General features: G+C 43.2%; 22 protein-coding genes. 7 read left to right on the plus strand and 15 right to left on the minus strand.

Going from position 1 to position 24,456, the window contains the following annotated elements:
* Positions 1-202 precede the first annotated feature (202 nt).
* Entirely contained in the window at positions 203-532 is a 330-nt protein-coding gene (locus GJB62_RS12855) for an RNA-binding protein (RefSeq protein ID WP_012412081.1), read from the plus strand.
* Between the two features lie 196 nt (positions 533-728).
* Here the strand turns inward: GJB62_RS12855 and GJB62_RS12860 are convergent, their stop codons facing one another.
* The 4 genes from GJB62_RS12860 to GJB62_RS12875 form a co-directional block, all read right to left on the minus strand.
* Positions 729-971, minus strand: a complete 243-nt coding sequence (locus tag GJB62_RS12860; RefSeq protein WP_114084493.1) for a hypothetical protein — start codon at positions 969-971, stop codon at positions 729-731.
* Positions 952-1,230: a BrnT family toxin gene (locus GJB62_RS12865; RefSeq protein ID WP_114084492.1), complete on the minus strand. Its 279-nt coding sequence runs from the start codon at positions 1,228-1,230 to the stop codon at positions 952-954. Before GJB62_RS12865 ends, GJB62_RS12860 begins: the two co-directional genes overlap by 20 nt.
* A gap of 35 nt (positions 1,231-1,265) precedes the next feature.
* The gene (locus GJB62_RS12870; protein ID WP_114084491.1) at positions 1,266-2,978 is read right to left on the minus strand and encodes a diflavin flavoprotein; all 1,713 of its coding nucleotides are present in this window, start codon (positions 2,976-2,978) and stop codon (positions 1,266-1,268) included.
* Positions 2,979-3,091: 113 nt separating this feature from the next.
* The gene (locus tag GJB62_RS12875) at positions 3,092-4,816 is read right to left on the minus strand and encodes a diflavin flavoprotein (protein WP_114084490.1); all 1,725 of its coding nucleotides are present in this window, start codon (positions 4,814-4,816) and stop codon (positions 3,092-3,094) included.
* A 109-nt stretch (positions 4,817-4,925) separates the two neighbouring features.
* Between GJB62_RS12875 and GJB62_RS12880 the strand changes: the two genes are divergently transcribed.
* Positions 4,926-5,735: a pantothenate kinase gene (locus GJB62_RS12880; protein ID WP_114084489.1), complete on the plus strand. Its 810-nt coding sequence runs from the start codon at positions 4,926-4,928 to the stop codon at positions 5,733-5,735.
* Between the two features lie 133 nt (positions 5,736-5,868).
* On the opposite strand, the gene GJB62_RS12885 is transcribed toward GJB62_RS12880, so the two are convergent.
* Positions 5,869-6,681, minus strand: coding sequence for an alpha/beta hydrolase (locus GJB62_RS12885; protein WP_114084488.1), 813 nt, complete (start codon positions 6,679-6,681; stop codon positions 5,869-5,871).
* Between the two features lie 270 nt (positions 6,682-6,951).
* Complete coding sequence (locus GJB62_RS12890) at positions 6,952-7,446, minus strand: NUDIX hydrolase (protein WP_114084487.1); 495 nt, start codon at positions 7,444-7,446, stop codon at positions 6,952-6,954.
* A gap of 446 nt (positions 7,447-7,892) precedes the next feature.
* On the opposite strand from GJB62_RS12890, the gene GJB62_RS12895 reads away from it, so the two are divergent.
* Positions 7,893-8,498, plus strand: a complete 606-nt coding sequence (locus GJB62_RS12895) for a PEP-CTERM sorting domain-containing protein (RefSeq protein ID WP_114084486.1) — start codon at positions 7,893-7,895, stop codon at positions 8,496-8,498.
* A gap of 537 nt (positions 8,499-9,035) precedes the next feature.
* A complete protein-coding gene (locus GJB62_RS36670; RefSeq protein WP_012412073.1) occupies positions 9,036-9,203 on the plus strand; it encodes a hypothetical protein in 168 nt (55 codons plus the stop codon).
* A 224-nt stretch (positions 9,204-9,427) separates the two neighbouring features.
* Here GJB62_RS36670 and argH read toward each other — a convergent pair whose 3' ends face one another.
* The 7 genes from argH to trmD form a co-directional block, all read right to left on the minus strand.
* The gene (gene argH / locus GJB62_RS12900) at positions 9,428-10,813 is read right to left on the minus strand and encodes an argininosuccinate lyase (RefSeq protein ID WP_114084485.1); all 1,386 of its coding nucleotides are present in this window, start codon (positions 10,811-10,813) and stop codon (positions 9,428-9,430) included.
* Between the two features lie 187 nt (positions 10,814-11,000).
* Positions 11,001-11,210 carry a hypothetical protein gene (locus GJB62_RS12905; protein ID WP_109009975.1) on the minus strand — a complete coding sequence of 70 codons (210 nt, stop codon included), beginning with the start codon at positions 11,208-11,210 and terminating at the stop codon, positions 11,001-11,003.
* A 105-nt stretch (positions 11,211-11,315) separates the two neighbouring features.
* On the minus strand, positions 11,316-12,104 hold the full coding sequence (gene larB, locus GJB62_RS12910) for a nickel pincer cofactor biosynthesis protein LarB (RefSeq protein WP_114084484.1): 789 nt from the start codon (positions 12,102-12,104) through the stop codon (positions 11,316-11,318).
* A 51-nt stretch (positions 12,105-12,155) separates the two neighbouring features.
* Positions 12,156-13,940 (minus strand): ABC transporter substrate-binding protein, encoded by a 1,785-nt coding sequence (locus tag GJB62_RS12915; protein ID WP_114084503.1) that lies wholly within the window; start codon positions 13,938-13,940, stop codon positions 12,156-12,158.
* Positions 13,941-14,189: 249 nt separating this feature from the next.
* Positions 14,190-15,989, minus strand: coding sequence for an ABC transporter substrate-binding protein (locus tag GJB62_RS12920; RefSeq protein ID WP_114084483.1), 1,800 nt, complete (start codon positions 15,987-15,989; stop codon positions 14,190-14,192).
* Between the two features lie 5 nt (positions 15,990-15,994).
* Positions 15,995-16,477 carry a 2-C-methyl-D-erythritol 2,4-cyclodiphosphate synthase gene (gene ispF, locus GJB62_RS12925; protein ID WP_114084482.1) on the minus strand — a complete coding sequence of 161 codons (483 nt, stop codon included), beginning with the start codon at positions 16,475-16,477 and terminating at the stop codon, positions 15,995-15,997.
* A 75-nt stretch (positions 16,478-16,552) separates the two neighbouring features.
* Positions 16,553-17,272 (minus strand): tRNA (guanosine(37)-N1)-methyltransferase TrmD, encoded by a 720-nt coding sequence (gene trmD, locus GJB62_RS12930; protein ID WP_114084481.1) that lies wholly within the window; start codon positions 17,270-17,272, stop codon positions 16,553-16,555.
* Between the two features lie 538 nt (positions 17,273-17,810).
* Here trmD and GJB62_RS12935 point away from each other — a divergent pair.
* Together GJB62_RS12935 and cphA are read left to right on the plus strand one after the other, a co-directional pair.
* Complete coding sequence (locus GJB62_RS12935) at positions 17,811-18,674, plus strand: cyanophycinase (protein WP_012412065.1); 864 nt, start codon at positions 17,811-17,813, stop codon at positions 18,672-18,674.
* A gap of 423 nt (positions 18,675-19,097) precedes the next feature.
* Complete coding sequence (cphA, locus tag GJB62_RS12940; RefSeq protein WP_114084480.1) at positions 19,098-21,803, plus strand: cyanophycin synthetase; 2,706 nt, start codon at positions 19,098-19,100, stop codon at positions 21,801-21,803.
* 64 nt (positions 21,804-21,867) lie between these two features.
* Here the strand turns inward: cphA and tatA are convergent, their stop codons facing one another.
* Both tatA and GJB62_RS12950 read right to left on the minus strand, forming a co-directional pair.
* Entirely contained in the window at positions 21,868-22,041 is a 174-nt protein-coding gene (gene tatA / locus GJB62_RS12945; protein WP_114084479.1) for a twin-arginine translocase TatA/TatE family subunit, read from the minus strand.
* Between the two features lie 183 nt (positions 22,042-22,224).
* Entirely contained in the window at positions 22,225-23,628 is a 1,404-nt protein-coding gene (locus tag GJB62_RS12950) for a serine/threonine-protein kinase (RefSeq protein WP_114084478.1), read from the minus strand.
* Positions 23,629-23,723: 95 nt separating this feature from the next.
* On the opposite strand from GJB62_RS12950, the gene cbiT reads away from it, so the two are divergent.
* The gene (cbiT, locus tag GJB62_RS12955) at positions 23,724-24,326 is read left to right on the plus strand and encodes a precorrin-6Y C5,15-methyltransferase subunit CbiT (RefSeq protein WP_114084477.1); all 603 of its coding nucleotides are present in this window, start codon (positions 23,724-23,726) and stop codon (positions 24,324-24,326) included.
* The last annotated feature ends 130 nt before the right edge of the window (positions 24,327-24,456 follow it).

Consider the following 24,456-nt stretch of genomic DNA (forward strand, 5'->3'; position numbering starts at 1 on the left):
ATCAACTTGCAATATAACTTTTTATAACAATTTTTCAAACTTTCCCCCAGAAAGTTAGTCGCTATGTAAAAATTGGAAGTGAAATGAGAATTAATTCGGCGACAGTGTTTGATTTTAGTATTGACAGGCTTTTCCCTTTTGGTATTACAGACTTCTCTCCGAAATCTAAATCTCTACAAACTTATGATTTTGGAGACATTTAATGTCAATTTACGTTGGTAACCTCTCCTATGAAGTTACACAAGATGCGCTGAGTACTGTTTTTGCAGAATATGGTTCTGTAAAGCGCGTTCAGCTACCTACTGACCGTGAAACAGGCCGTTTACGCGGTTTTGCTTTCGTGGAAATGAGTTCAGAAGACGAAGAAACCAAAGCCATTGAATCCCTTGATGGTGCTGAATGGATGGGTCGTGACCTTAAAGTGAATAAGGCCAAGCCCAGAGAAGACAGAGGTGGCGGTGGTTCTTTCGGTGGTAATCGTGGCGGTGGTGGCGGTGGCTACAACCGTGGCGGTGGCGGTGGTCGCTACTAAACTCAGGCGAAAACCATTTAGTTTAATCTAGAAAAGGCTCAGGCAGAAATGCTTGAGCCTTTTTTATTCCGGTTCAGTTAGTCATAAAAACCTTAACTTGCGTAGGATTGGGTTTCACTTGTTTCAACCCAACCTATTGCTGGAGTAATTATATCTTTGATAAGACGGCTTGCAACTCTCCAATACAACCAGGTTATCAAGCTGTCTCGCCATTTGCAGCTTGTGGCATCGACTCAATCAACGCCCTTAACACTTTATTGACCGATTCTGGTGTAGTGAAAACCTGAGCCACATCTTCATCTAAGACCACAACTGTTAATTGTTGCGTTCCACTACGGGCAGCGAAGCGATTAGGCTTTGCTTTTTGATAATCGAAGCGATACTCAGCCTGAAGCTCGTCGTCAGAATTTTGCGATTGTTCAAAAGGTGTTTCGTTCATAATCTTCACGTTCCTTTCGAGTAGCTAGACGGGCGCTGATGATACGGATAGTATTGGAACGCTCAGTGAAACAAATCAACAGCAAGAGATTTTGTTGAGAGTGACCAATAATGATTTCTCGCTGCTCATCTATAGAGTGCGCTTCATCATCAAAGATCACTGCCAGAGAATTGCCGAAGACAGTTTTGGCTTCTTCAAAGCTGACACCGTGCTTCTTCAAATTTGTGGCTGCTTTTGATTGATCCCACTCGAACTCCATGACTAGATCGTATCCGATTAGCTATGCAAACTTGATTAATAATGAGTTGCCGACTTGCGATGATGAACGGCTGTGATGCCATCATTATCTAACAATTTGCCATTCTCGACAGTGGCATAAACTAGCCAATGGTCGCCAGATTCCATCCGGTTTTGTACAGAACATTCCAGATATGCCAAGGCATCTGCAAGTATGGGAGAACCGTTTTCAGCTTCTTGGGCGGCGACATCGGCAAATCGGTCTTGTCCTGGGCCAAAGGGTTTGAGAAAGTGTTTCATCAACCCCAAATGATTCCCTTCTTTAAGAATATTGAGGACAAATTTGTTTCCTGTATGGGTCAGTGTTTCTACTGCCCGTTCTTTAGCGACAGCTATGGTTAAACCAGGCGGATTAAAGCTAGCTTGAGCTACCCAGGAGGCTAACATGGCACTAGAGCGATCGCCTTCTTTGGCAGTTAAAACGCACAGAGAACCAACAATACGACCAACTGCTTGTTCTACAGTTGTTGCAGGTTGACTTGGCGATCGCACTTTTCTAGCTTTCTTTAGTGCTTGGGCAAAGTCGGTTCCGGCTTCTTCACACAATTGTAAGGTGGCATCGTCGGGTTTAAATTTCACGCGGATGGTATCAAAACCAAACCGATAACCAGCATCCTTTAATTTACCTTCAATTAAATCAACTGCTTCCCCACTCCAGCCAAAGGAACCAAAAACACCAGCGAGTTTATTATTAGTCGCGGTAGATAGCACAATTCCTAAAGCTGTTTGCACAGGTGTGGGTGCATGACCGCCGAGAGTTGGAGAACCCATGATGAAACCACCGGCTTTTTCCACAGCCGCCCGGATTTCTTCTGGTTCAGTAAATTCGCAGTTAATCGATTCTACAGCGACCCCAGCTTTGGTGATGCCACGAGCGATCGCTTGGGCTAAAGTTGCGGTATTTCCATAAGCTGACGCATAAATTAACGCCACTGTCAAGTCAGCAGAAGTTTGCTGTTGACTCCATTCTCGATAAGATTTGGTCAGTTCGATTAAGCCATAACGTACTAAAGGCCCGTGTCCATTGGCATACATTCTCACGGGGAAATCGGCTAGTTTTTCCAGCGCAGTTTCTACTTGACGGGCGTGGGGAGCCATGAGGCAATCAAAATAATAGCGCCGATCTTCGTTATAGACTTCCCAGCCTTCATCAAATACCTGATCTCCACAAACGTGCGCCCCGAATAACTTATCTGTATAGAGAATTTCTGTTTGCGGATCGTAGGTGCAGAGTTGATCTGCATAGCGGGGATTCGGGGTGGGAATAAATTGTAAATTATGCCCGTTACCCAAATCTAGGGTTTCTTCACCCCGCATAACCAGAATTTGCAAATCTGGATTTTCCAGCGCTGCACGTAAATTTATCGCTCCGGGATTAGAACAAACAAAGGTGATTTGTGGAGCAATTGCTAACAAAGCTTTTAAAGTTGCAGCCCGGTTAGGGTTAACGTGTCCCAAAATTACATAATCTAAATCTTCGAGATGGAAACGCTGCTGTAAGGCTTCTAAATAAATTTCTGTAAACGTTTCCCCCGGAGGGTCAATGATGGCATTTTTATCGCTTTCAATTAAATAAGAATTAGCAGTTGTACCCTTGGCAAGGGCATATTCAATTTCAAATCTCAGCCTTGACCAACTGCGCGATCGCAGTATTCTTGTATCTGTAGCTATTGGATAAACTTGAACATCACGAGGTTTATTTTTTGACATGGCTTTATTGGGTATTGGTGATTGGGTACTGGTGATTGGGTATTGGGTGTTGGGTATTTGGAAAACTTTTCCCAGTTCCTAGTCCCTAGTCCCCAGTCCCCAATCCCTAATCCCTAATAATGATTTCCGACTTTGCGGTGATGCACAGCAGTTAAAGTATCGGGTTTAGAAACTCGTCCGGCGTAGACGGTGCTGTATACTGCCCAATGGTCGCCGCAATCCATTCTACTGACGACTTCGCACTCCATGTAGGCGAGGGCATCGTTGAGGATGGGGGCTCCATTTTCGGCTGGCTGGGTTCTTACTCCTTCAAAGCGATCAGCACCAGGGGCGAACCGTTTCAAAAAGTGCTTCATGAGTGGTTGGAAATTGCCTTCTTCTAAAATGTTGAGAACAAAGCGATCGCCTACTTGCATGAGTGATTCAATCGCCCGATCTTTGGCAACTGCAATGGAAAATCCCAAGGGTTTGAAGCTGGCTTGAGCAACCCAGGAGGCTAGCATGGCACTGGATACATCACCTTTTTTGGCAGTAATAATATACAGTCCGCCACTGAGTCTACCCAGTGCTTTATCTAAGTCAGCACCCAGAGATTTCATTGCTTTGATGCTGCGATCGCGTGTTACCCATTGAGCTAAGTCTGTACCCGCTTCTTCACACAGCTTGTAAGTGTTTTCTGTGGGCGCTTGTTTAATCCGAATCGCTGGAAAAACTGTTGTCAAACCCAAATTACGGAATTTACTCACTAAAGGATCTATCGGCTCATCATCGCCACCACCGGTTTCAAAAACGCCGATAGCTTGCTTTTCTTTGGCAGATCCTAAAACTGTGCTGAGTGCAGATTGGATACTCGCAGCACCAGAAGCCGGAGGTAGACCAACAATTAGCCCTGCACAACGGCTGACTAGTTCCCGCAGTTCTTGTAAATCGACTTCAGATCCCAAATCGACAATTTCCACGGCGACACCGGTTTTACCGATCCCGTTGGCAATTGCTTGGGCGAGGCGATCGCTATATCCATATTCGGAAACATAAAATATTCCAATTACCGTTTCTGGCTTGGCTTGGGTTTGACTCCAAGTGCGGTAACGTCCAACTAGTTCCTCAACATTGTGAGATAATAACGGCCCGTGTCCTGTGGCAATCATATCGATGGTTTTAAGTTCCCCCATCCGCTTCAGGGCAGACAAAACCGACCGCGCATTCGGCCCCATCAAGCAATCGTAGTAGTAGTGAAAGTCTTCTTCGATCGCTGCCAAGTCTTCATCAAAGGTGCTATCTGAGCAATAATGCAGCCCAAAAGCATCGCAGGTATAGAGAGTTTTGGTTTTGTGATCGAAGCTGAAAATGGTATCCGGCCAATGTAAATTTGGAGCAATCACAAATTCAAATTCATGACCATTGCCCAAATCCAAGCGATCGCCATTTTTCACAATCCGCCGCTTAAATGGCTGATGTACGAAATCCTCAAGAAACTGAATCGCCACCTTAGAACCGACAACGGTAATTTCTGGAGCCATTTGCAACAAGTCTTTAACCAAACCGCTATGGTCTGGCTCAGTATGGCTGATAATCAAATAATCAATATCCGTTGGGTTGATTAGTCCGGTGAGCGTATCAAAATATAGTTGACGAAACTTTTCGTGGGAGGTATCAACTAAAGCAGTCTGCTCCCCACGGATGAGAAACGAGTTATAAGTAGTACCGTTTTGCAAACCAAACTCAATATCGAAGCGATCGCGATCCCAGTCTAAAGAGCGAATTGCCGTCGTCTCTTGAGCGATTTCCACAGTCTGTATGGTGAGCCGTTTTTCAGTTTTTTCGGTGAGCGCTACCATAACTCCCTCCTTGACACAATGAGTATTTGTTCCTCTTCTTTTATTGTTACACGTGATGAATGTTAATTTTTATTAAAAAATCTATGGCTGACTTAAAAAAGTTAAAAGTGTGAAACCGCAGAAGTACAGAGAGGAAATTTGGCTAGCGTTGGAAATTGGGAACTCTCGGCTACATTGGGCGTTGTTTATTGGCGAGACGCTTTATTCAGCATGGGATACTGACTATCTTCCTGAGTCTGTTATACAACAGTTGGCTGAATGTCAAACCCTGAATGATTTACTAGAGAAAATTTTTCCCGAATTTAAATCTCTAACAAACACTCACCCCCTCTGCCCTCTCTTAATCGCCTCCGTAGTTCCCAGTCAAACTGCTATTTGGCAAACTTACCCAAATACTCATGTTATTACATTAGACCAAGTACCGCTAAAAGGTGTTTATTCCACACTAGGAATTGACCGCGCTTTAGCTTTGTGGGGAGCGGGAAAAATTTGGGGTTTTCCAATGTTGGTAATTGATGCTGGGACAGCGCTAACTTTTACGGCTGCGGATTCTAATGAGTGTCTAGTTGGAGGTGCAATTTTGCCGGGGTTGGGCTTACAATTTGCAACTCTCGGTCAAAAAACAGGACAATTACCATTAGTGGAAATGCAAAATTTTCCATCTCTACCACCACGTTTTGCTATCAATACTATAGAAGCTATTCAGAGTGGAGTAGTTTATACAATATTAGCTGGAATTAAAGATTTTATTGAGGCGTGGTTGCAATTATTTACTGATGGCAAAATTGCGATTAAAGGGGGCGATCGCACTTTATTACTCAACTATCTGCAAGCCTTGTATCCTGAAATTACAGCACGTTTGATTGTAGAACCCAATTTAATTTTTTGGGGAATACAGGAAATAGTAATGGGTGATTAAGGCAACTGACAAAATTAAGTATTTCGCAGCGCTAAAAAATGAAAATTTCGGTTTTAAGACCTAGACATTATATTGACCCTGGCGTTTATTTAATGAATATAAATAAACCTTCTTTTATGGATATCTGTAATTACTAATTTCCTTTAATAAACTCCCGAATCTCAAGTGCTACAACCCCAGCACAAGATTCCGGTAAATCATTTCCGGCATGGGAAATCATTTTCAACTCAACTTTGGGCATCAGTTGAGCATAAACCCGACTCTTGGCCAAAGCATCTGGTGTATCTTGGCCACCTTGTAAAATAAAAACCGGCACGTCTATCATATAAAGCCGCTTTTGCACTAATTCCGCTTCAATTTCTATCTGTCGCCGTTTGAAAAGTAACTGGCAACCTCTGGGATAAGGCAATAGCGACTGACGCAACTGCAAGTCTTGGGCAATTTTCTCATGCCAACCCAGGATTTTAGTTAAGGGAGTTAGCGATCGCAACAATTTAACCATGAGTGGTGGATAATTCAATAATCGCCGCATCTTTCGGCAATACTCTTCCTGTCCTGCTATCTCTACGCCCTCTGGTGCAAGCAGTACCAAACCATCAATTTTCTCAGGATACTTTAAAGCATAACTAGCAGCAATCCAACCCCCAAGAGAATGTCCTACTAAATATACTTTTTCTAGCTTGACAGCTTGTAGAAATTCAGCTAAACACTCTACTTGTAAATCTATCGAATGGTGGATATTAGGATTCTCTGACTCACCAAACCCTAATAAATCAGGTGCAAAGCAATGGAAATCTTGTGCAAGGGACTCCATCACAGATAACCATTGACTGCTTTCATTCCAAGCACCATGTAAAAAAATTATAGGAGTTTTTTCACCGACTTCACGCCAGAATACAAGCCCTTGAGAGAGCTTTATCCGGGAGTTACGGAATAGTGTATTCATTTTAATTTAGTAGTTAACTTTTAGCACCATAATAAATAGTCATTTGTCATTAGTCATTTGTCACTAGTCATTTGTCATTTGTCATTAGTTTTGGGCAAATTATAAACAGAGAAGTCTGAACCGTTAGCCTAGCGTCTCGTAAAGCCTGCGGCATAGCTACGCTTAGGGCGCAGCCTCTCGTAGATAATAGAGGCTTCCTTAAATCAGAATTTTGGCGGCAAATGACCAATGACAAAGGACAAATGACCAATGACTAATAACAAAATATTGTTATGCCAGTGTTGTCAAGCCATTTAAGTAGTCTTGCAACTGCCTAGTATGGTCGTGAGACATCTGTCCTGAAGGTAGCAAATTAGGAGAAAAAGCTTGGATTTCCATGACTTCCAAAGTATCTTGAATCTCCATTGTCCCATGCACCTCGGCTTCAACCGCAATACAAATTGAATGGATTCTGGGATCGCGGTCTGGTGCAGAGTAAACTCCTACCAAACGGTTGATTTTCACCAATTCTAGCCCGGTTTCTTCGATCAATTCCCGGCGGACTGTGTTGGGAATATCTTCTCCCCAATCCACCATGCCTCCAGGTAATGCCCAAAGACCATCATCACGCCGTCGGATCAGTACTATGCGACCATCAGGTAAAATTGGGATGATACTAGTACCAGTAATGGGATGACGAAATATAATACCCAATACTGTTTGTCCAATACGCCATAAGCTACGTGTGGACTGGACAGCTGCCGGAAAAAAAGCAATAACGTTCAATCTTCAAAATTGATATGTTGTATTCTATATCTCTCTACCACTTACATAAACTCAACTCATAAAATTTCGTCGAGTTTTGTTTTATACAAAACTGTTTGTGGTTTGAGATTTTATTCTCACGATTTACGTAGAATATCACTAATCTTAACATTAACTTTCAATAGAAGCACTGTATTTACATATACATACCATTTGTTAAGTTAGAAAACTTTTCAGTTTATAAATAACATTAGCTTTGCTCAAACCAGCTATCATTAATATTTTTTCAAGGCACTTTCAAAAAATTAATCTGAATAAGTATGTCTAAATTCTGAATTTTAAACAGGCAATTAAGCGGTATTGGAGATTGCCACCAAATTCTTGCTAATTCAGCTTAATATACGAAAATCCTTTACAAAAACCGCGATCGCCTTTGGTGTGCTAAAAGCGATCGCACAAACAACCCAATGAAAAATCTAGCTCTACTATCTGCCATAGCCCTCACCACCACATCTGGATTGGTTTTCGGTACAATGCAAACCGCCTCTGCTTTAACTTGGAATTGGAATTATTCTGGTACTGGTATAGAGGCGATTGGTACTTTTACCACTGATAACACCTCTGACGATTTGGGTTTTTATCAGATTTTAGGAATTACGGGTACACGAAATGGTGAAACGATTACTGGTCTGCAACCTGTAGGCACTCCAATACCAGGAAACGAACCTTTTAATGTTGACAATTTAATTAGTCTTAATACTCAGCAGTTAACAGGTGATGGTTTTGGTTATTCTACATCGGGGGGAAACTATTCTAGTCCATTTTTCGCTAGTTTTTTGCCAACGCCAAGTTATTTAGAAGTTTTTTCTGTTCCACCACTGATACCAGGTTTTGAAAATTTGGGGACGGAAGATAGTGAGTTACCCATCAGTTTTTCTGCAAGCATAATCACCGTACCTGAACCCACCTCTATCCTTAGCTTATTTGCCCTCGCTACTGTTTGTGTCCCTTCAGCACTCAAACGTAATAAGCCATCTAAATTAACTGATAAGAAGCTTGAAAAAGTTTCCTAAAACCATCAATAAAAGGCTTTGTTGCACGAATAGGGAAAAACGGTCAATTTTGCTTGTACCTATTACATTTGCTTTGAATGAAGTTGAAAGCAATGTATTCAGTTGAAGTTTAGCGAATACTGAATTTTATTAGTAGGATAGCTTCCAATACTGCTTTGTTAATGGAAAAAAGGGAAAGAAAAAATCTTTAACCCAAGCCCAGTTATCTTTTACCTCAGCCAAATTCTTTGTGTAAAATGTCTGACTCCGAGCAGTATTGAGATAGCTTCTTCATTGGTTTTTTGCAAGAACAACTAGTTAGCTAATTTACATATTTTTGATGTATTTGCATCTAATAAAATGTATATTTTGTCTAGCTGGTGGGGATAATTCTAAATTGTTATTGACAAAATAAGGTAAAACGCGGTAGACTAGTACACTGTTTAAAGCGTATTGATTGCTGCACTAGGCTACAAGTATATCAATAACATTGGTAGCTAATATTGCCTACGTGATGCCTAGTTGCTACTCTTTTGTTGTTTATTTAATGAGGTGAACATGGCCAAGCGCCGTAACCCGAAAAAAGAAAAGGCGCTACGGAACCAGGCGTATGCCAGAAAGTTTCGTAAACGAACTACGACAGGAAGAATGCAGAGAAGGTTCCAACAAAGACCACCCAAGAGTGAAGAAGAAGAAGGCGCAGCAACAGCAGCTGACACTGACTAAGCTGTCTGCTTAAATCCTTTTTATATAGATTATTTATTGTTTAGGGCGCACATTTGTACGCCCTTATTTATTTTTGGGTATGGGGCATTGGGCATGGGGCATGGGCAAGAGGACTTGGGGACAAGGAGAATTGGGGGCAAGGGGAAAGACTTGTTTCAAGTTCTCACCTCTTGTCCCCTTGTCCTCTTGTTTCCCCTGCCCCCTGCTCTCTACTCCCCATTCCCTTATTGATCGATTTGAGCGCGAGCAGCTATGAGTGCTTTGCTAACCTGTACAAAGCCAGTACCACCGTGACTGTTGCGGGCTGCCACAACTTGACGGGGGGATATTGCCTCATAAATATCTGCTGCAAATGCCGGATGTAGTTGTTGCCACTCTTCCAATTCCAAATCTTTCAGGAGTTTACCTGCGGCAATACTAGTTTTGACCACTTTACCCACGAGGTTGTAAGCTTCCCGGAAAGGAACGCCCCGTGCTGCCAGGTAATCTGCTACATCGGTAGCGTTGGAAAAATCTTCGGTTACGGCTTCTGCTAGACGCTGGGTACGAAATTCTAAGCCTTCTCTGAGCAAAATCGTCATTGCTTCTAGAGATGCTTTGACTGTGTTAACGCTGTCAAATAGACCTTCTTTATCTTCTTGCAGGTCTTTGTTATATGCCAGAGGTAGCCCTTTCATAATCACCAGCATTGCCTGGAGATGACCAAATACACGCCCTGTTTTCCCCCGCACGAGTTCTGGTACATCGGGGTTTTTCTTTTGGGGCATGATACTGGAACCTGTAGCACAGCTATCTTTGAGGGTGACAAAACGAAATTCTTCAGATGACCAAAGAATGACTTCTTCTGCAAGGCGGCTGAGGTGAACCATAATCAAGCTAGCAGCACACAAGAATTCGATCGCAAAATCGCGATCGCTCACTCCATCGAGGCTGTTAGCATAAATATTGTCAAAATCTAATAGTTTGGCTGTGTAGTGGCGATCAATAGGGAAAGTAGTTCCCGCTAAAGCACCACACCCCAAAGGTGAGATATTGACGCGGCGAGAAACATCTCCTAAGCGTTCCCAGTCGCGTTGTGCCATTTGAAAGTATGCCAAGAGGTGGTGAGCTAAACTCACTGGTTGAGCGCGTTGCAGATGGGTATAGCCTGGGATCAAAGTTTCAACGTGCTTTTCAGCTATATCCAGTAAAACACCTTGGAATTCTCGCAATTCGCTTTTGATTTGCTGGATTTGGTCGCGGAGGTAGAGTCTAGTATCAGTACCAACTTGGTCATTACGCGATCGCGCCGTATGCAGTTTTTTACCCACATCGCCGACAATTTCTGTCAGTCGTTTTTCAACTGCAAAATGTACATCTTCTGCATCGACACCAGGCTGAAATCTACCTTGGCGGTATTCTTGGCGAATTTCTTCTAAACCTGCAACCAGTTGCTCACCTTCTTCTGAGGAGATAATGCCCGTGTGAGCTAGCATTTTGGCATGGGCTTGAGAACCAGTCAGATCGTATTCTATTAATTCAATATCAAAACCTATACTGGCATTAAAACGAGCGATCGCTGGATGCAACGCTGATTCAAACCTCTGGCTCCAAGTTTGTTCTTTGGTCATAAATATCAAGAGGGTGGGGGAGAGTTAAGAGTTAAGAGTGTGGGAGGTGTGGGAGGTGTGGGAGGATGGGGAAGAAATCTGACCCCGCACACTCCCCACACTCCCCTACAGTATGGTGAGAAATCCGGGTTATAAGTTTCTGACTCTTAACTTCTCACTCCTCACTTTCAACTCCTAACTTTTAAATTTAACCGTAGCTAGTTAAATTCCGAATCATATAGCCAATGACTAAACCAATCAACAATGCCCACACTTGACCTGTTTGTATAAAGTGACGCCAAGATTTTTCAACCTGACCCATCAAGTCTGGATCGGTAATTGTTTGTGCTAGTAGTGCTGTCAAATTTACAGGCAAATGCCAATATAACCGAGATATCAAATCGCTGTAATGGCTCATATTTGGTCATTAAAAGGTTGGGGTGGCAAATTTCAGCATCAGTTTATTTTTTAGATAAATTCCTGATATTTACTGAAATATTGCATATAACCTCAATGTCTTAACTCAAGATTCAGCCGATGCCAACCGCAATTTCTCGGCAGTTCGCAAAATTTGCCCGGCCAAAACTGCTGCACCAAAACCATTATCGATATTTACTACACCTACTCCCGCCGCACAAGAGTTAAGCATTGTCAATAAAGGTGCTAACCCGCCAAAACTCGCACCATAACCAATGCTGGTGGGTACGGCAATCACAGGACAACTCGCTAAACCAGCGACAACGCTGGGTAAAGCGCCTTCCATCCCTGCCACGACAATCAACACCGATGCTGACTCAATTAGGTGGCGGTTACTTAATAAACGGTGAATTCCGGCAACGCCAACATCCCAGAGGCGCTGTACCCGGAAACCAGAAAGTTCAGCAGTTACAGCTGCTTCTTCAGCAACAGCTAAATCGGCAGTACCAGCAGAAAGAATGGCAATTTCACCTGCAAATAGTGGTTCGATCTTAGGAGGAGCGATCGCACAAATTCGCGCCGAATCGTAATATCGCAAACCGCTAACTTTTGATTGCAGTACGGTATAAACTGCTGGTTCAATGCGAGTCGCCATCACCACCGGGTTGCGGAGGCGCATCACCTCCATAATTTGAGCAATTTGGTCGGGAGTCTTACCAGGCCCCCAAATCACCTCTGGGAAACCAGTTCTTAGCTGGCGGTGATGGTCAATTTTGGCAAACTCACCCACAGATTCATAAGTTAAGTTTTTGAGTGAGTCTAATGCCGTATCTGGCGTAACTTTACCATTGGCAACCGCTTGGAGGAGCGATCGCAAGGTTTTTTCATCTGTCATTAGTCCTTTTTCCTTTATTCTTGTCACTAACCACTGACTAATAACTAATAACTAATCCGTTACTTTTATTTCATGAATGTTCCAGAATGCACCACCCAGTGCAGAGTATTGGATACCTTCAAAGCGATTACGCACTGCTGACATCGACAAAGCGTTAACTAAATAAATAAACGGTAAATTCTCTTGAGTAATTCGCTGGGTTTCTGCATAAATTTCTTTTCGCTTGGTTGTGTCTAATTCCCTTGCCCCTTGAATGTATAACTTAGCAATTTCTGCTTCCCAAGGAGCCACTTCCCAACCTTGAATCGGTTTTTGTCCTGCTTGGGGTTTCTGATTAAACATGTGCAATCCACCTTCGGGCGACCAGACATTAGCCCCATCATTTGGTTCTAAACCACCAGTTAAACCCAGCATAGAAACTTCCCAATCTAATGAGTTTGACAGCTTATCTGTGTAAGTATTCCATGCCAGAGGTGTGAAATCAACTTGAATACCAATTTTACTCAGGTCTTGTTTAATCTGCGATCCAATTGCTTCGCGGATTTTGTTACCAGCATTGGTGAGCAATGAGAAGCGGACACGGTTTCCTTGAGCATCTATTAATTGGTTGTTGTCGTTATATTTGAATCCTGCTTTAAGTAGCAGTTCTTTCGCCTTTTCTGTATTGTAGTTATAAACTTTTAGTCCTTGTTCAGGCGACAGATAATAAGGGCTTTGCACGGAAATGGGTGAATTTTGTGGTTTACCCAAACCACGAAAAGTATTGTTAATCATTGTTTGTCGGTCAATCGCATAAGCTACTGCCTGTCGAAATTCCACAGTATTAAACCAACGCGATTTTATTGGATCAACCAGGGGTTTTCCATCCCTTTTACCTTTATTTAAATTAAATAAAATAAACGTCGTACCTGTTGCTGCCCCACCATTGAAAATTTTGAAATTCCCCTGTTCTTCTTGCACCTTTAGCAAAGAAAAATAATCTGGTGAGACTCCCACAGTATCTAACCCGCCAGAACGAAATTGCAGCAATGAGGTATCGGTTGATTCCACAATTTCCCACACAATCCGTTCAATATAAGGTTGCGACTCTCCTTTGGGTCCTTTGCGCCAATAGTAGGGGTTGCGCCTAAATACTACACGCTGACTTGTATCGTAGCGCTCTAGCTTGTAAGGGCCATTAACAATAATTTGATCTGGAGGAGTATCAACGCCCCATTTTGACAAAAATATTGGCTTACCTTCTTGGTCTTTTGTCTTGACAAATGGTTCTAGAGTATGGGCAGGTAAAATTGGCACCCCTAAAGCTCCTAAAAACGGTGCAAATGGTTCTGGAGCCGTAAATTCAATTCGTTGAGCATCAATTTTTCGTACCTTTGGCAATGCCCGACTTTCACCAATCCGTAGCACATCTCTAGCATTTGCGGGAATCGCTTCGTTAAGATAAATTTCGTTGAAGGTAAATACTACATCATCTGCTGTTAAAGGCTGCCCATCAGACCATTTCAATCCCTGGCGTAGGGTAAAAACAAACCGCAATTTGTCATCAGAAATTTCCCATGATTCCGCTAAAGAAGGCTCGATTTTGCCAGTTATAGGGTTTTCTGTAGTTAATCCTTCATAAATCAAAGGAAAAACATTCGGAACCTCCTCACTGAGAGGATAATTAAAAGTTTTAGGGTCACTGAGAATGGCACTTACTAATTGCGGCACTTGAGCAGCTACACTTTTGAAGTTAGCGGGGTTGCAGGCGATAAGTGTAAGTGCTGTTGCTGAAGTCAGAATTATTGGCAACCAAAAACGTTTAATCAGCAGAAATATTTTTCTAAAAAGTTTCATACTTTTAATGCACAAATAGTTCATTAACCCAACCTACAGGTTTTATAGGGACTTCCAAATAAAAAAATGTCCCAAAACTGACGAAAAAACCCTCTCTATTTCTCCTCTCTCTGTGTTCTCTGTGTCTCTGTGGTAGCCTGCGGCAAGCCGCTCCGCGTCTACGTTTATTTGGATAATTTATTTCTTGGAGTCCCTAAGTCTTTAAGCGAATTTGATATGATGAAGTTTAGTCTTAATAAAACATAAAAATTAGCTAGTTTTTTTACTTTCTACTACTTTAAGTTCATAAATATTCCAATTGTAACTTCCTATCGCTGAGTATTTTACGTTCTCAATAGTATTACGCACGGCTACTAAAGCGAGGGAATTGAATAGGTGAATAAAAGGCAGATACTCTTGTGAGAGTTGTTGGGTTTCTGCATAGATAGCTTTGCGTTTTGTTTCATCGAATTCTCTTGCCCCTTGGATGTAGAGGTCTTCAATTTTCTGCTCCCAATCGGTAGCTTTCCAACCTACTGTTGGGGATTGTCCGGCTTGAGCTTTTTGATTAAATACATGAAAGTTACCTTCTACAGACCAGACATTAAAACCATCTTGTGGCTCAATACCACCAGTGATGGCTCCATACCAACATTCCCAATCTAGGGTATTAGAAATTTTTTCTCCAATAATACTGAAGTCAAGAAATTGTAAATCAACTTTAATACCTATCTTGCCGAGATCCTGTTGGATTTTCGGTGTAATTGTTGGTCTATTACCAGCAACACCCATCATTGTGAAGCGGACTCGATTACCATCCGCGTCTAACAGTTGACCTTTATCATCATATTTAAATCCTGCTCCCAACAAAATTTGTTTAGCTTTTTCTGGATTGTAATCATAAGTTTTTAAACCTTCTTTGGGAGAGAAATAATAGGGACTGGGAACAGAAATTGGAGAGTCTTGTGGTTCACCCAATCCCCGCAAAGTATTGTTGATCATCGTTTGGCGATCGATAGCGTAGGCGACAGCCTGTCTAAAAGCAACGTTGTTAAAAATGCGGGACTTAATAGGATCTACAACAGGTTTGCCATTGCGACTACCTTTGTTGAGATTGAAAGTGATAAAACTTGTCCCAGAGTCAGGCCCAGCATTTTTAATGGTAAAGTTACCCTGCTTTTCTTGACGCTTGAGCAATTGAAAATTTCCAGGGCCAATTTCTAGTAAATCTAACCCTCCAGAACGAAATTGCAGCAAAGCTGTATCAGGCGATTCCACAATTTGCCAAATTACGCGCTCAATATATGGTAGTTGTTTTCCTTGTGCATCTTTTTTGCGCCAGTAGTAAGGATTGCGCCGAAATGTTAAGCGTTGATTGGTTGAATAACTCTCGATCGCGTAAGGGCCATTAACAATAATTTTTTTCGGGTCTGTGTCGGTTCCCCAAGTGGACATAAACACTGGCTTACCGTCAGAGTTTTTTGCTTCCACGGCTGCACGCAGGGCGTGTTCTGGTAATATTCCTACCCCTGCTGCAATCGATCGCAAGAAAGGAGTAAACGGTTCTGGCAGAATAAATTCTACTCGGCGTTCATCGACTTTGCGGACTTTCAGAAAAGTCTTACTGCTCCCAATTCGGAGAGCATCTTGGATATAAGTGGGAATGCGCTTGTTCATGTAGATGTCATTAAAAGAGAAAACGACATCATCGGCTGTTAATGGCTTACCATCCGACCACTTCAATCCTTCTCGCAAGGTAAAGACAAACCGCAGTTTGTCTGGGGAAATTTCCCAAGATTCAGCCAAAGCTGGCTCAATTTCTTTAGTTATTCCGTTTTGGGTCGCTAATGCTTCATAAGTGAAACCAGCAATATTGGGAGATTCTTGGATGAGGGCGTAGTTAAAGGTTTTCGGGTCACTCGTAGTAGAAACAACTAACTGTGGAACTTGTGCGGCTGCGGTTTTAAAGTTAGATGGATTGCAGGCGGTAACTGTAATTGCTGTTGCTGAAGCCAGAATTATTGGTAAGCAAAAACGCTTAATTATGTGAAAAATTGTCGAATATTTCATAATTTTTATTCTTTCAAAAGCAAGACAACAGCATAAGCAGATATACCTTCCTCACGTCCAACGGGGCCTAATTTTTCGTTAGTGGTAGCTTTGATACCAATTTGATTTGGTTCTAATTCTAAAATCGCCGCTAGTTTGTCGCGCATAGTGTGAATATGCGGCTTTAATTTTGGACGTTCTGCTACTATCACCGAGTCAATATTTCCTATTTGCCAGCCTTGATCCCGAATCAGTTGATGTACTTGAGTTAATAGTACTAAACTATCTGCTCCCGCCCATTTGGGATCGGTTGGCGGAAAATAATGACCAATATCCCCCAAAGATAATGCCCCAAGCATGGCATCCATAATCGCGTGCGTTAACACATCAGCGTCACTGTGTCCTAATAAACCCAGTTCATGGGGAATTTGAATTCCACCCAAAATCAAAGCGCGATCGCTCACTAATCGATGGATATCGTAGCCGTTACCAATACGAATTTTTGTCATTTGTCATTTGTCATTTGTCATTGGTCATTTGTCATTGGTCATTTGTCATTCGTTAGGAGTTAGGAATTATTATTCTCACCCTGCTTCCCCTGCTCCCCTACCTCCCCTGCTCCCCTGCTTCCATTCCTCTAGAAGATCAGGGCGGCGATCGCGGGTTTTTTGAATTTGTTGTTCGTAACGCCACTTGGCGATCGCTGCATGATTCCCACTGAGTAAGACATCAGGCACTTTCAAACCGCGAAAATTGGCAGGACGAGTATATTGGGGATAGTCTAATAAGCCTTCCTCAAAACTTTCTGCTGTGAGAGACTCGGTTTTGGCCACGGTTCCTGGTATTAGTCGCACTACACCATTAATCAAAGCCATTGCTGGAATTTCTCCGCCAGTCAGAATAAAATCGCCTAGAGATACTTCGCGAGTTACCAAATGCAGCACCCGCTCATCGACTCCTTCGTAATGCCCACAAATAACCACTAGCTGGTCATAATTTGTCACCAATTCTTTCAAAAGAGGTTGATTAATTGTTTGACCCTGTGGACTCATCAAAATTATTTCTCTTCGGGGCAGAATCGGCAGCGACTCCACGGCGTTAAAAATCGGTTCTGGCTTCATTAGCATCCCAACGCCGCCACCGTAGGGTTCATCATCCACCTTTCGGTGCTTATCAGTGGTAAAGTCCCGTGGATTAACCAGATGCACTTCGGCAATCTGTTTAGCTAAGGCTTTACCCAATAATCCAGAATTGAGAACAGAGTTAAAACAGTCAGGAAAAAGTGTAACTATATCAAAGCGCACAGTTATTCGTATTCAAGGACACTAATCTTAAATTTGGATGTCTAGCAAACACCGCCAAGCCAAGGTCGAGTCAAACTCCAGTTAAACTTTATCAATAGTATCTAAAACTACCAGACCTCTTGGATTTTAGATGGGATCAAAAGTTTTTCTAATTACTTAATTTATGTTTAAATGTTGTCACAACTACATTTAAATTAATAATCATATCAAGTTAACAACTTCCAGGATGCATCGAGCCAGCCTCAGAAAAAAGCGTAGTCTTACCTGCTCGTCCCCAGCCCCAGGGTGGGAATCTAGCCCCCTAAAGACTATTTTGCCCTGCTGCAAGTGGACAGGTGAAAAACAAGGCCCTGGCTTTGAGGAATGGGAACAAACACGTTTAGACTGAGGCAACGCGAGCGTTAAGCGAGAATTCGGAGAGTGGCTGCCCAGTTTCAAAACTTCCACAAAGTGTCCTCTCGAAAGTTGCAAAGCGCAAAAATCATCAGCCTTCTGAACCTTGTTAAATTCACCTGAAGTTGTTGACAGGAGAAACAAAATGCCGCAATTACAAGCTAAATCGCTAGAAATGAGGACACCCCAAGCAACTAAAACCGCCGTTCTGGTTATCGGAGGCGCAGAAGACAAAGTTCATGGGCGCGAAATCCTACGAACTTTTTTTGGACGTGCCGGTGCTAGTAAGGCTTATATTACAATTATTCCATCTGCCTCTCGCGAACCCGCCATCATTGGTGGTCGGTACATTCGCATTTTTGAAGAAATGGGTGCCCAAAAGGTAGAGATTTTAGACATCCGCGAACGCGAACAGTGTGAAGCCTCTCAAATCAAAGCATCCTTAGAAGCCTGTAGTGGGGTATTTTTGACAGGAGGAGATCAGCTGCGTCTCTGTGGTGTATTGGCAGATACGCCAGCAATGGAAATTATTCGGCAGAGGGTTAGGGCAGGGCAACTGACGTTAGCAGGCACCAGTGCAGGAGCGGCAGTGATGGGGCATCACATGATTGCTGGCGGCGGGAGTGGAGAGTCGCCAAATCGTTCCCTAGTAGATATGGCAACGGGTTTGGGATTTATTCCTGAAGTCATTGTTGATCAACATTTTCACAACCGGAATCGGATGGGGCGGTTGATTAGTGCGATCGCTGCTCACCCCGATCGCTTAGGTATTGGCATTGACGAAGATACTTGTGCAGTGTTTGAACGTGATGGTTGGTTACAAGTTATGGGTAAAGGCAGTGTTACTATTGTCGATCCCACTGAAGCCACCCACACCAACGAACCCCATGTTGGTGCTAATGAACCATTAACCGTGCATAATTTACGTCTCCATATCCTCAGCTACGGCGATCGCTTCCACCTGTACCAGCGCACTGTATTGCCTGCTGTACACCGGATCTCCAGCTGACGGGATAGAGTATCTGAGGTTACACTGAGTTGACCACAAATTTTAGATTTTGGATTTTGCGAAAAGTTGTAAGGAAGGTTTCCCGACCTAGCAAACTTTTCAAGACGGATTTTAGATTAAGAGAGCTTTTCGGCAGATGCCGCCAGAAAGTGGGTAAAACAAATCTAAAAACCCCTCGATGACTCGTTGACGCTACGCTATCGTAAATCTAAAATTACCAGAGCTAAGTACCCCAATTGTCTCTTTTAATCCAAAATCATAAATCTCAAATCCAAAATCGGTTGACCGCACATTTATTTCTTGTTGTAGAAAAATGATGAGAATACTATGTAAAAAGAAAAAACTGTTTGCAACGAACAGTTTAGCGGTCAATTACAGTAAGAAACTAGAATTTTGGTTCCGAATCTCCATCTACCTATTCCCATGAGAATCCTCAAGATCCAGACCTTACGCGGCCCAAACTATTGGAGCATTCGACGCCACAAGCTGATCGTCATGCGCCTCGATTTAGAAACCCTTGCCGAGACGCCCTCGAATGAAATCCCAGGCTTTTATGAAGGACTAGTTGAGGCGCTGCCGAGTCTGGAGGGTCATTATTGTTCGCCTGGCTGCCGTGGTGGTTTTTTGATGCGAGTCAAAGAAGGCACGATGATCGGCCACATCGTAGAACATGTAGCTTTAGAACTCCAGGAATTAGCTGGTATGCACGTCGGCTTTGGTCGCACCCGCGAAACTGCCACACCCGGAATTTATCAAGTAGTAATTGAATACCAGAATGAAGAAGCGGGACGCTACGCTGGACGAGCCGCAGTGCGGCTGTGCCAGAGTATCATCGATCGAGGCCGTTATCCCAAGGCAGAACTAGAGCAAGATATCCAAGACCTGAAAGACTTCACCCGTGATGCTTCCTTGGGCCCTTCCACTGAAGCGATCATCAAAGAAGCAGAAAAAAGAGGTATTCCCTGGATGTCTCTAGAAGCCCGCTTTTTGATTCAGCTAGGCTATGGCGTGAACCAGAAGCGGATGCAGGCCACAATGACAGACAACACCAGCATTCTGGGTGTAGAACTAGCTTGCGACAAAGAAGCCACTAAACGCATCCTCGCGGCAGCCGGTGCGCCAGTACCCAGAGGTACAGTGATCAATTTCTTAGACGATTTAGAACAAGCTATTGAATACGTTGGCGGCTATCCCATCGTTCTCAAGCCCTTGGATGGCAATCATGGACGTGGGATCACTATTGACATCAGAACTTGGGAAGAAGCAGAAGCCGGCTACGAAGCTGCTAGACAGGTTTCTCGATCAATTATTGTCGAAAGATATTACGTTGGGCGTGACCATAGGGTATTGGTGGTAAATGGCAAAGTAGTCGCAGTCGCCGAACGCGTACCGGCTCACGTCATTGGCAATGGCAGATCCACCATCTCCGAACTAATTGAGGAAACAAACCTCGATCCAAATCGCGGTGAAGGACATGATAACGTCCTGACCAAGATTGAACTAGATCGCACCAGCTACCAACTCTTAGAAAGGCAAGGCTATACCCTAAATAGCGTTCCACCCAAGGGTACTATTTGTTATCTCAGGGCAACAGCCAACTTAAGTACAGGTGGTAGCGCCGTAGATCGTACTGATGAAATTCACCCAGAAAATCTGTGGTTGGCACAACGGGTAGTCAAGATTATTGGTTTGGATATCGCCGGACTCGATATCGTCACCACGGATATTAGCCGTCCCCTGCGGGAAGTCGATGGCGTAATTGTTGAAGTTAACGCCGCTCCCGGCTTTCGGATGCACGTTGCCCCAAGCGTGGGTATTCCCCGCAACGTCGCTGGCGCAGTGATGGATATGCTGTTTCCCAACGAGCAATCTAGCCAAATTCCTATCCTCAGCATTACTGGTACTAATGGCAAAACCACTACTACCCGACTACTAGCACATATTTATAAACAGACTGGAAAAGTAGTCGGATATACTACAACCGATGGAACATATATCGGTGATTACTTAGTGGAAGCTGGCGACAACACAGGCCCCCAAAGTGCCCATGTCATCCTCCAAGATCCCACAGTAGAAGTAGCAGTGCTGGAAACCGCTCGCGGTGGCATTCTCCGCTCTGGATTGGGCTTTGAAGCCGCGAATGTGGGAGTAGTATTAAATGTAGCCGCCGACCACTTAGGAATAGGCGATATAGAGACTATTGAGCAATTAGCTAACCTCAAGAGTGTAGTAGCGGAAGCCGTATTCCCTGATGGCTATGCGGTACTTAATGCCGACGATCATCGCGTCGCCGCTATGTCAGAAAAGACTAAGGCTAATATTGCTTACTTCACCATGAATCCCGACTCGGAATTGGTGCGAAAGCACATCCAAAAGGGTGGAGTAGCCGCAGTCTATGAAAGTGGCTATTTGTCAATTGTTAAAGGTGATTGGACACATCGGATAGAAAGAGCAGAAAATATACCTTTAACAATGGGCGGACGTGCGCCGTTTATGATTGCCAATGCTTTAGCTGCAAGTTTGGCAGCATTCGTGCAAAACGTCACAATTGAGCAGATTCGCTCTGGTTTGAAGACTTTCCGGGCTTCAGTTAGTCAAACGCCGGGACGAATGAATTTATTTAATTTAGGCAACTACCACGCTTTAGTAGACTATGCTCACAACGCAGCTAGTTATGAAGCTGTAGGTTCCTTTGTACGGAACTGGACTACAGGACAACGGATTGGCGTAATTGGTGGCCCGGGCGATCGCCGCGACGAAGATTTTGTTACTTTGGGCAAATTAGCAGCACAAATTTTTGACTACATCATTGTCAAAGAAGACGATGATACACGGGGACGTTTACGGGGTTCAGCCGCCCAATTGATTATTCAAGGCATTACCCAAGTGAAGCCTGATAGCCGCTATGAATCAATTTTGGATGAAACCCAAGCGATTAATAAAGGCTTAGACATGGCTCCTGATAACAGCTTGGTGGTGATTCTACCAGAAAGCGTGACTAGGGCTATTAAGTTAATTAAGCTGCGTGGTTTAGCCAAGGAAGAGACACATCAACAAAATACTGGCACAGCGATCGCTGATTCCCAAAATGGAATCGCACCTTCTTCTGTAGTCAACACACTACTGTAGTCAACAGTCAAGAGTCTCAAGTTCAGCATTTTAAAGTTTTTCAGCCTTGACTCTTGACTATTGACTATTGTTTTTCTTCTTCTGAATTAATTTCATCACTGGGGGTTTTCATCTCCTCCTTAAAACCTCGTAGGGTTTTGCCCAGTGCAGTGCCCAATTCGGGAATTTTTTTAGGGCCAAAAATTAAAATAGCGACTATGGTAACTACAGCGATTTCTGGCCATCCTAGTCCAAACATATAAATTTCCTCTAAGGCATCTCTAATTAAATATAGACATTGATGGCTCAAATCTGATTATTTAGGGGCAAACAAGAGGTAAAGAAGTAGGGAAGATTATGCTAGGGATTGCGTTTCAGGACAGAGAAACCGCGTAAAGGTTCCTATTATTTTTGAACAAAGCGATCGCGATCGCTAACTCAACTAACTTCCCATTGGCTTGGTAATTGGCAAACCCAAGCAATCACTTAATTCATGAGCTAACCATTCAAGTTCTACTTCGGATTTAATACCGATATCGTTTCCACCAAGCTGATATTTTTGTACTCCTGAGCAAATATATAATTCTGCTGGAACGGCAATTCTAGTGCCATCAGAATTTTTAGTAAAATGTTTGGGAATGTAAACTAACTTATTAATACTTTGCCTTGACGATGCACGGGGGCGATAAAATTTCCAACTAAACAACTCCCAACTTAGGGTAATTTGTTCTGCATTCAGGCGTAAGCAGATGCGTCCACATAAATGAAAGAGAAGTTTATACACCATGAGAAAGCCAGCACCCCAAAAAGGAAGTGAGAACAAAGCAAAGGGGATGTTGACAGGAAAAGGAATAGAGAGTGCGCCAATTGTCCAAAAGAGGATAAATGAATTCCAGACGATCGCAAATAAACCTGTAAATACTATTGATGGATCAAAACCAGATGGTGGAACGATAATTTCTAGAGAATCCCCATTTTTGGTTAATTGAATCTTACTCCCATCTGGTTTACCTACAACCAAAGTAGGCAAGTTTGTCGTTTGTGGTTTGTCTAAAGCTGCGAGCGCACCAGCAGCAGAATTAAAACGCCTTTCTAAACTGGGTTCAGTCATTTGCTGCAACCAGCGAGTCAATTCATGACTCACATTAGCCACCTGTTCAAACTGAATCCGAAAATCCTTTTGGGGTAAATCGGCTGGATGAGTACCCGTCACTAAATAAATTAAAGTTGCACCTAAGCTATAAAGATCGGAAGCCGGAACCGTGCGTCCGCCAAATTGCTCCTGTGGCATATACCCATAGCTTCCCACCACAGTTATAGTTCCACCTTCTGTAGCAAGGACAGTTTGCACCGAGCCAAAATCTACTAGGTAAACTTGACCAACACTGTTACCAGAACGCTCTCCCAATAAAATATTGCTAGGCTTAATATCACGATGGATAACAGGCGGATATAACCCATGTAGATAAATGAGAATTTCTAAAAGTGCTTTGGCTATCTCTTTGACTTCTACTTCGGTAAAAGTCCGGCCAGATTGGACGTATTGCTCTAAAGTTTGTGCTGGGATATAACTTTGTACTAGGGCAAATCCTTTGATGGTGGGTGAATTTACCTCAAAATAGTCTAAATAGCGAGGTATTAAGGGATGTGACAAAGATTTTAGAGTTTCAGCTTCTCGCTCAAACAGCTTGAGTGAATCCCATTCAAAGTCACTACTAAAAGAGAGTAACTTAATAACAACCAATTCCTGAGTGTTCCAATCACGAGCTACAAGCGTCCGTCGCCCTGCTTTCTTGCCTAATAGCTGCTGAACTTGATAGCGTTCGCCTAATATTTCACCAATCATTATGGTTTCTTATAATGCTACGTTTGAAAAGTTTTTATAGCTTATGACTTTTCAATTTCGGCAAATCCATATCTTTAGTATAATTGCGTAATTCTATGCCCTCCCAACTTTGGCCTTATATTACCCCTGGTATTCCTGATGAACTGTTCGAGCATTTGCCAGGAATTCCCCTGAGTCAGCGAGAAGTCCGGCTACTGTTAATTGCCCAACTGCGACTAACATCAGATTCTGTATTGTGGGATATTGGCGCAGGGACAGGTACAATTCCCGTAGAAGTTGGGCTATTGTGTCCAAAGGGTCAAATTATTGCTATAGAAAGGGATGAAGAAGTAGCTAATCTGATCAAGCGGAACTGCGATCGCTTTGAAGTGAAAAACGTCGAAGTCATTGAAGGTAGCGCCCCAGAGTGTTTACATGACCTCAAAGTTGCTCCTCACCGCGTTTGTATTGAGGGAGGAAGACCTATCCAGGATATTCTGCAAGCAGCATGGCATTATTTGCCACCATCCGGTCGGGTTGTAGCTACAGCTGCTAATCTAGAAAGTCTGTATGCTATTTCTCAAACCTTTTCTCTGTTAAGGGCTAGAAATATCGAAGTTGTTCAGTCTGCGGTTAACCGCTTAGAAACGCGCGGCTTTTCTCAAACCTTTACTGCCGTTGATCCCATTTTTATCCTCAGTGGTGAGAAACTGGATTAGAGAATGGGGAATGGGGAAGGGGGAGTAGAGAGCAGGGGAGGCAGGGGAAGAAGAACTATTGATTATTGACAATACCCCATGCCCAATGCCCCATACCCCATGCCCAATGCCCAATTCCCAATTCCCAATG

The organism is Nostoc sp. ATCC 53789, from assembly GCF_009873495.1.
GTDB lineage: Bacteria > Cyanobacteriota > Cyanobacteriia > Cyanobacteriales > Nostocaceae > Nostoc > Nostoc muscorum_A.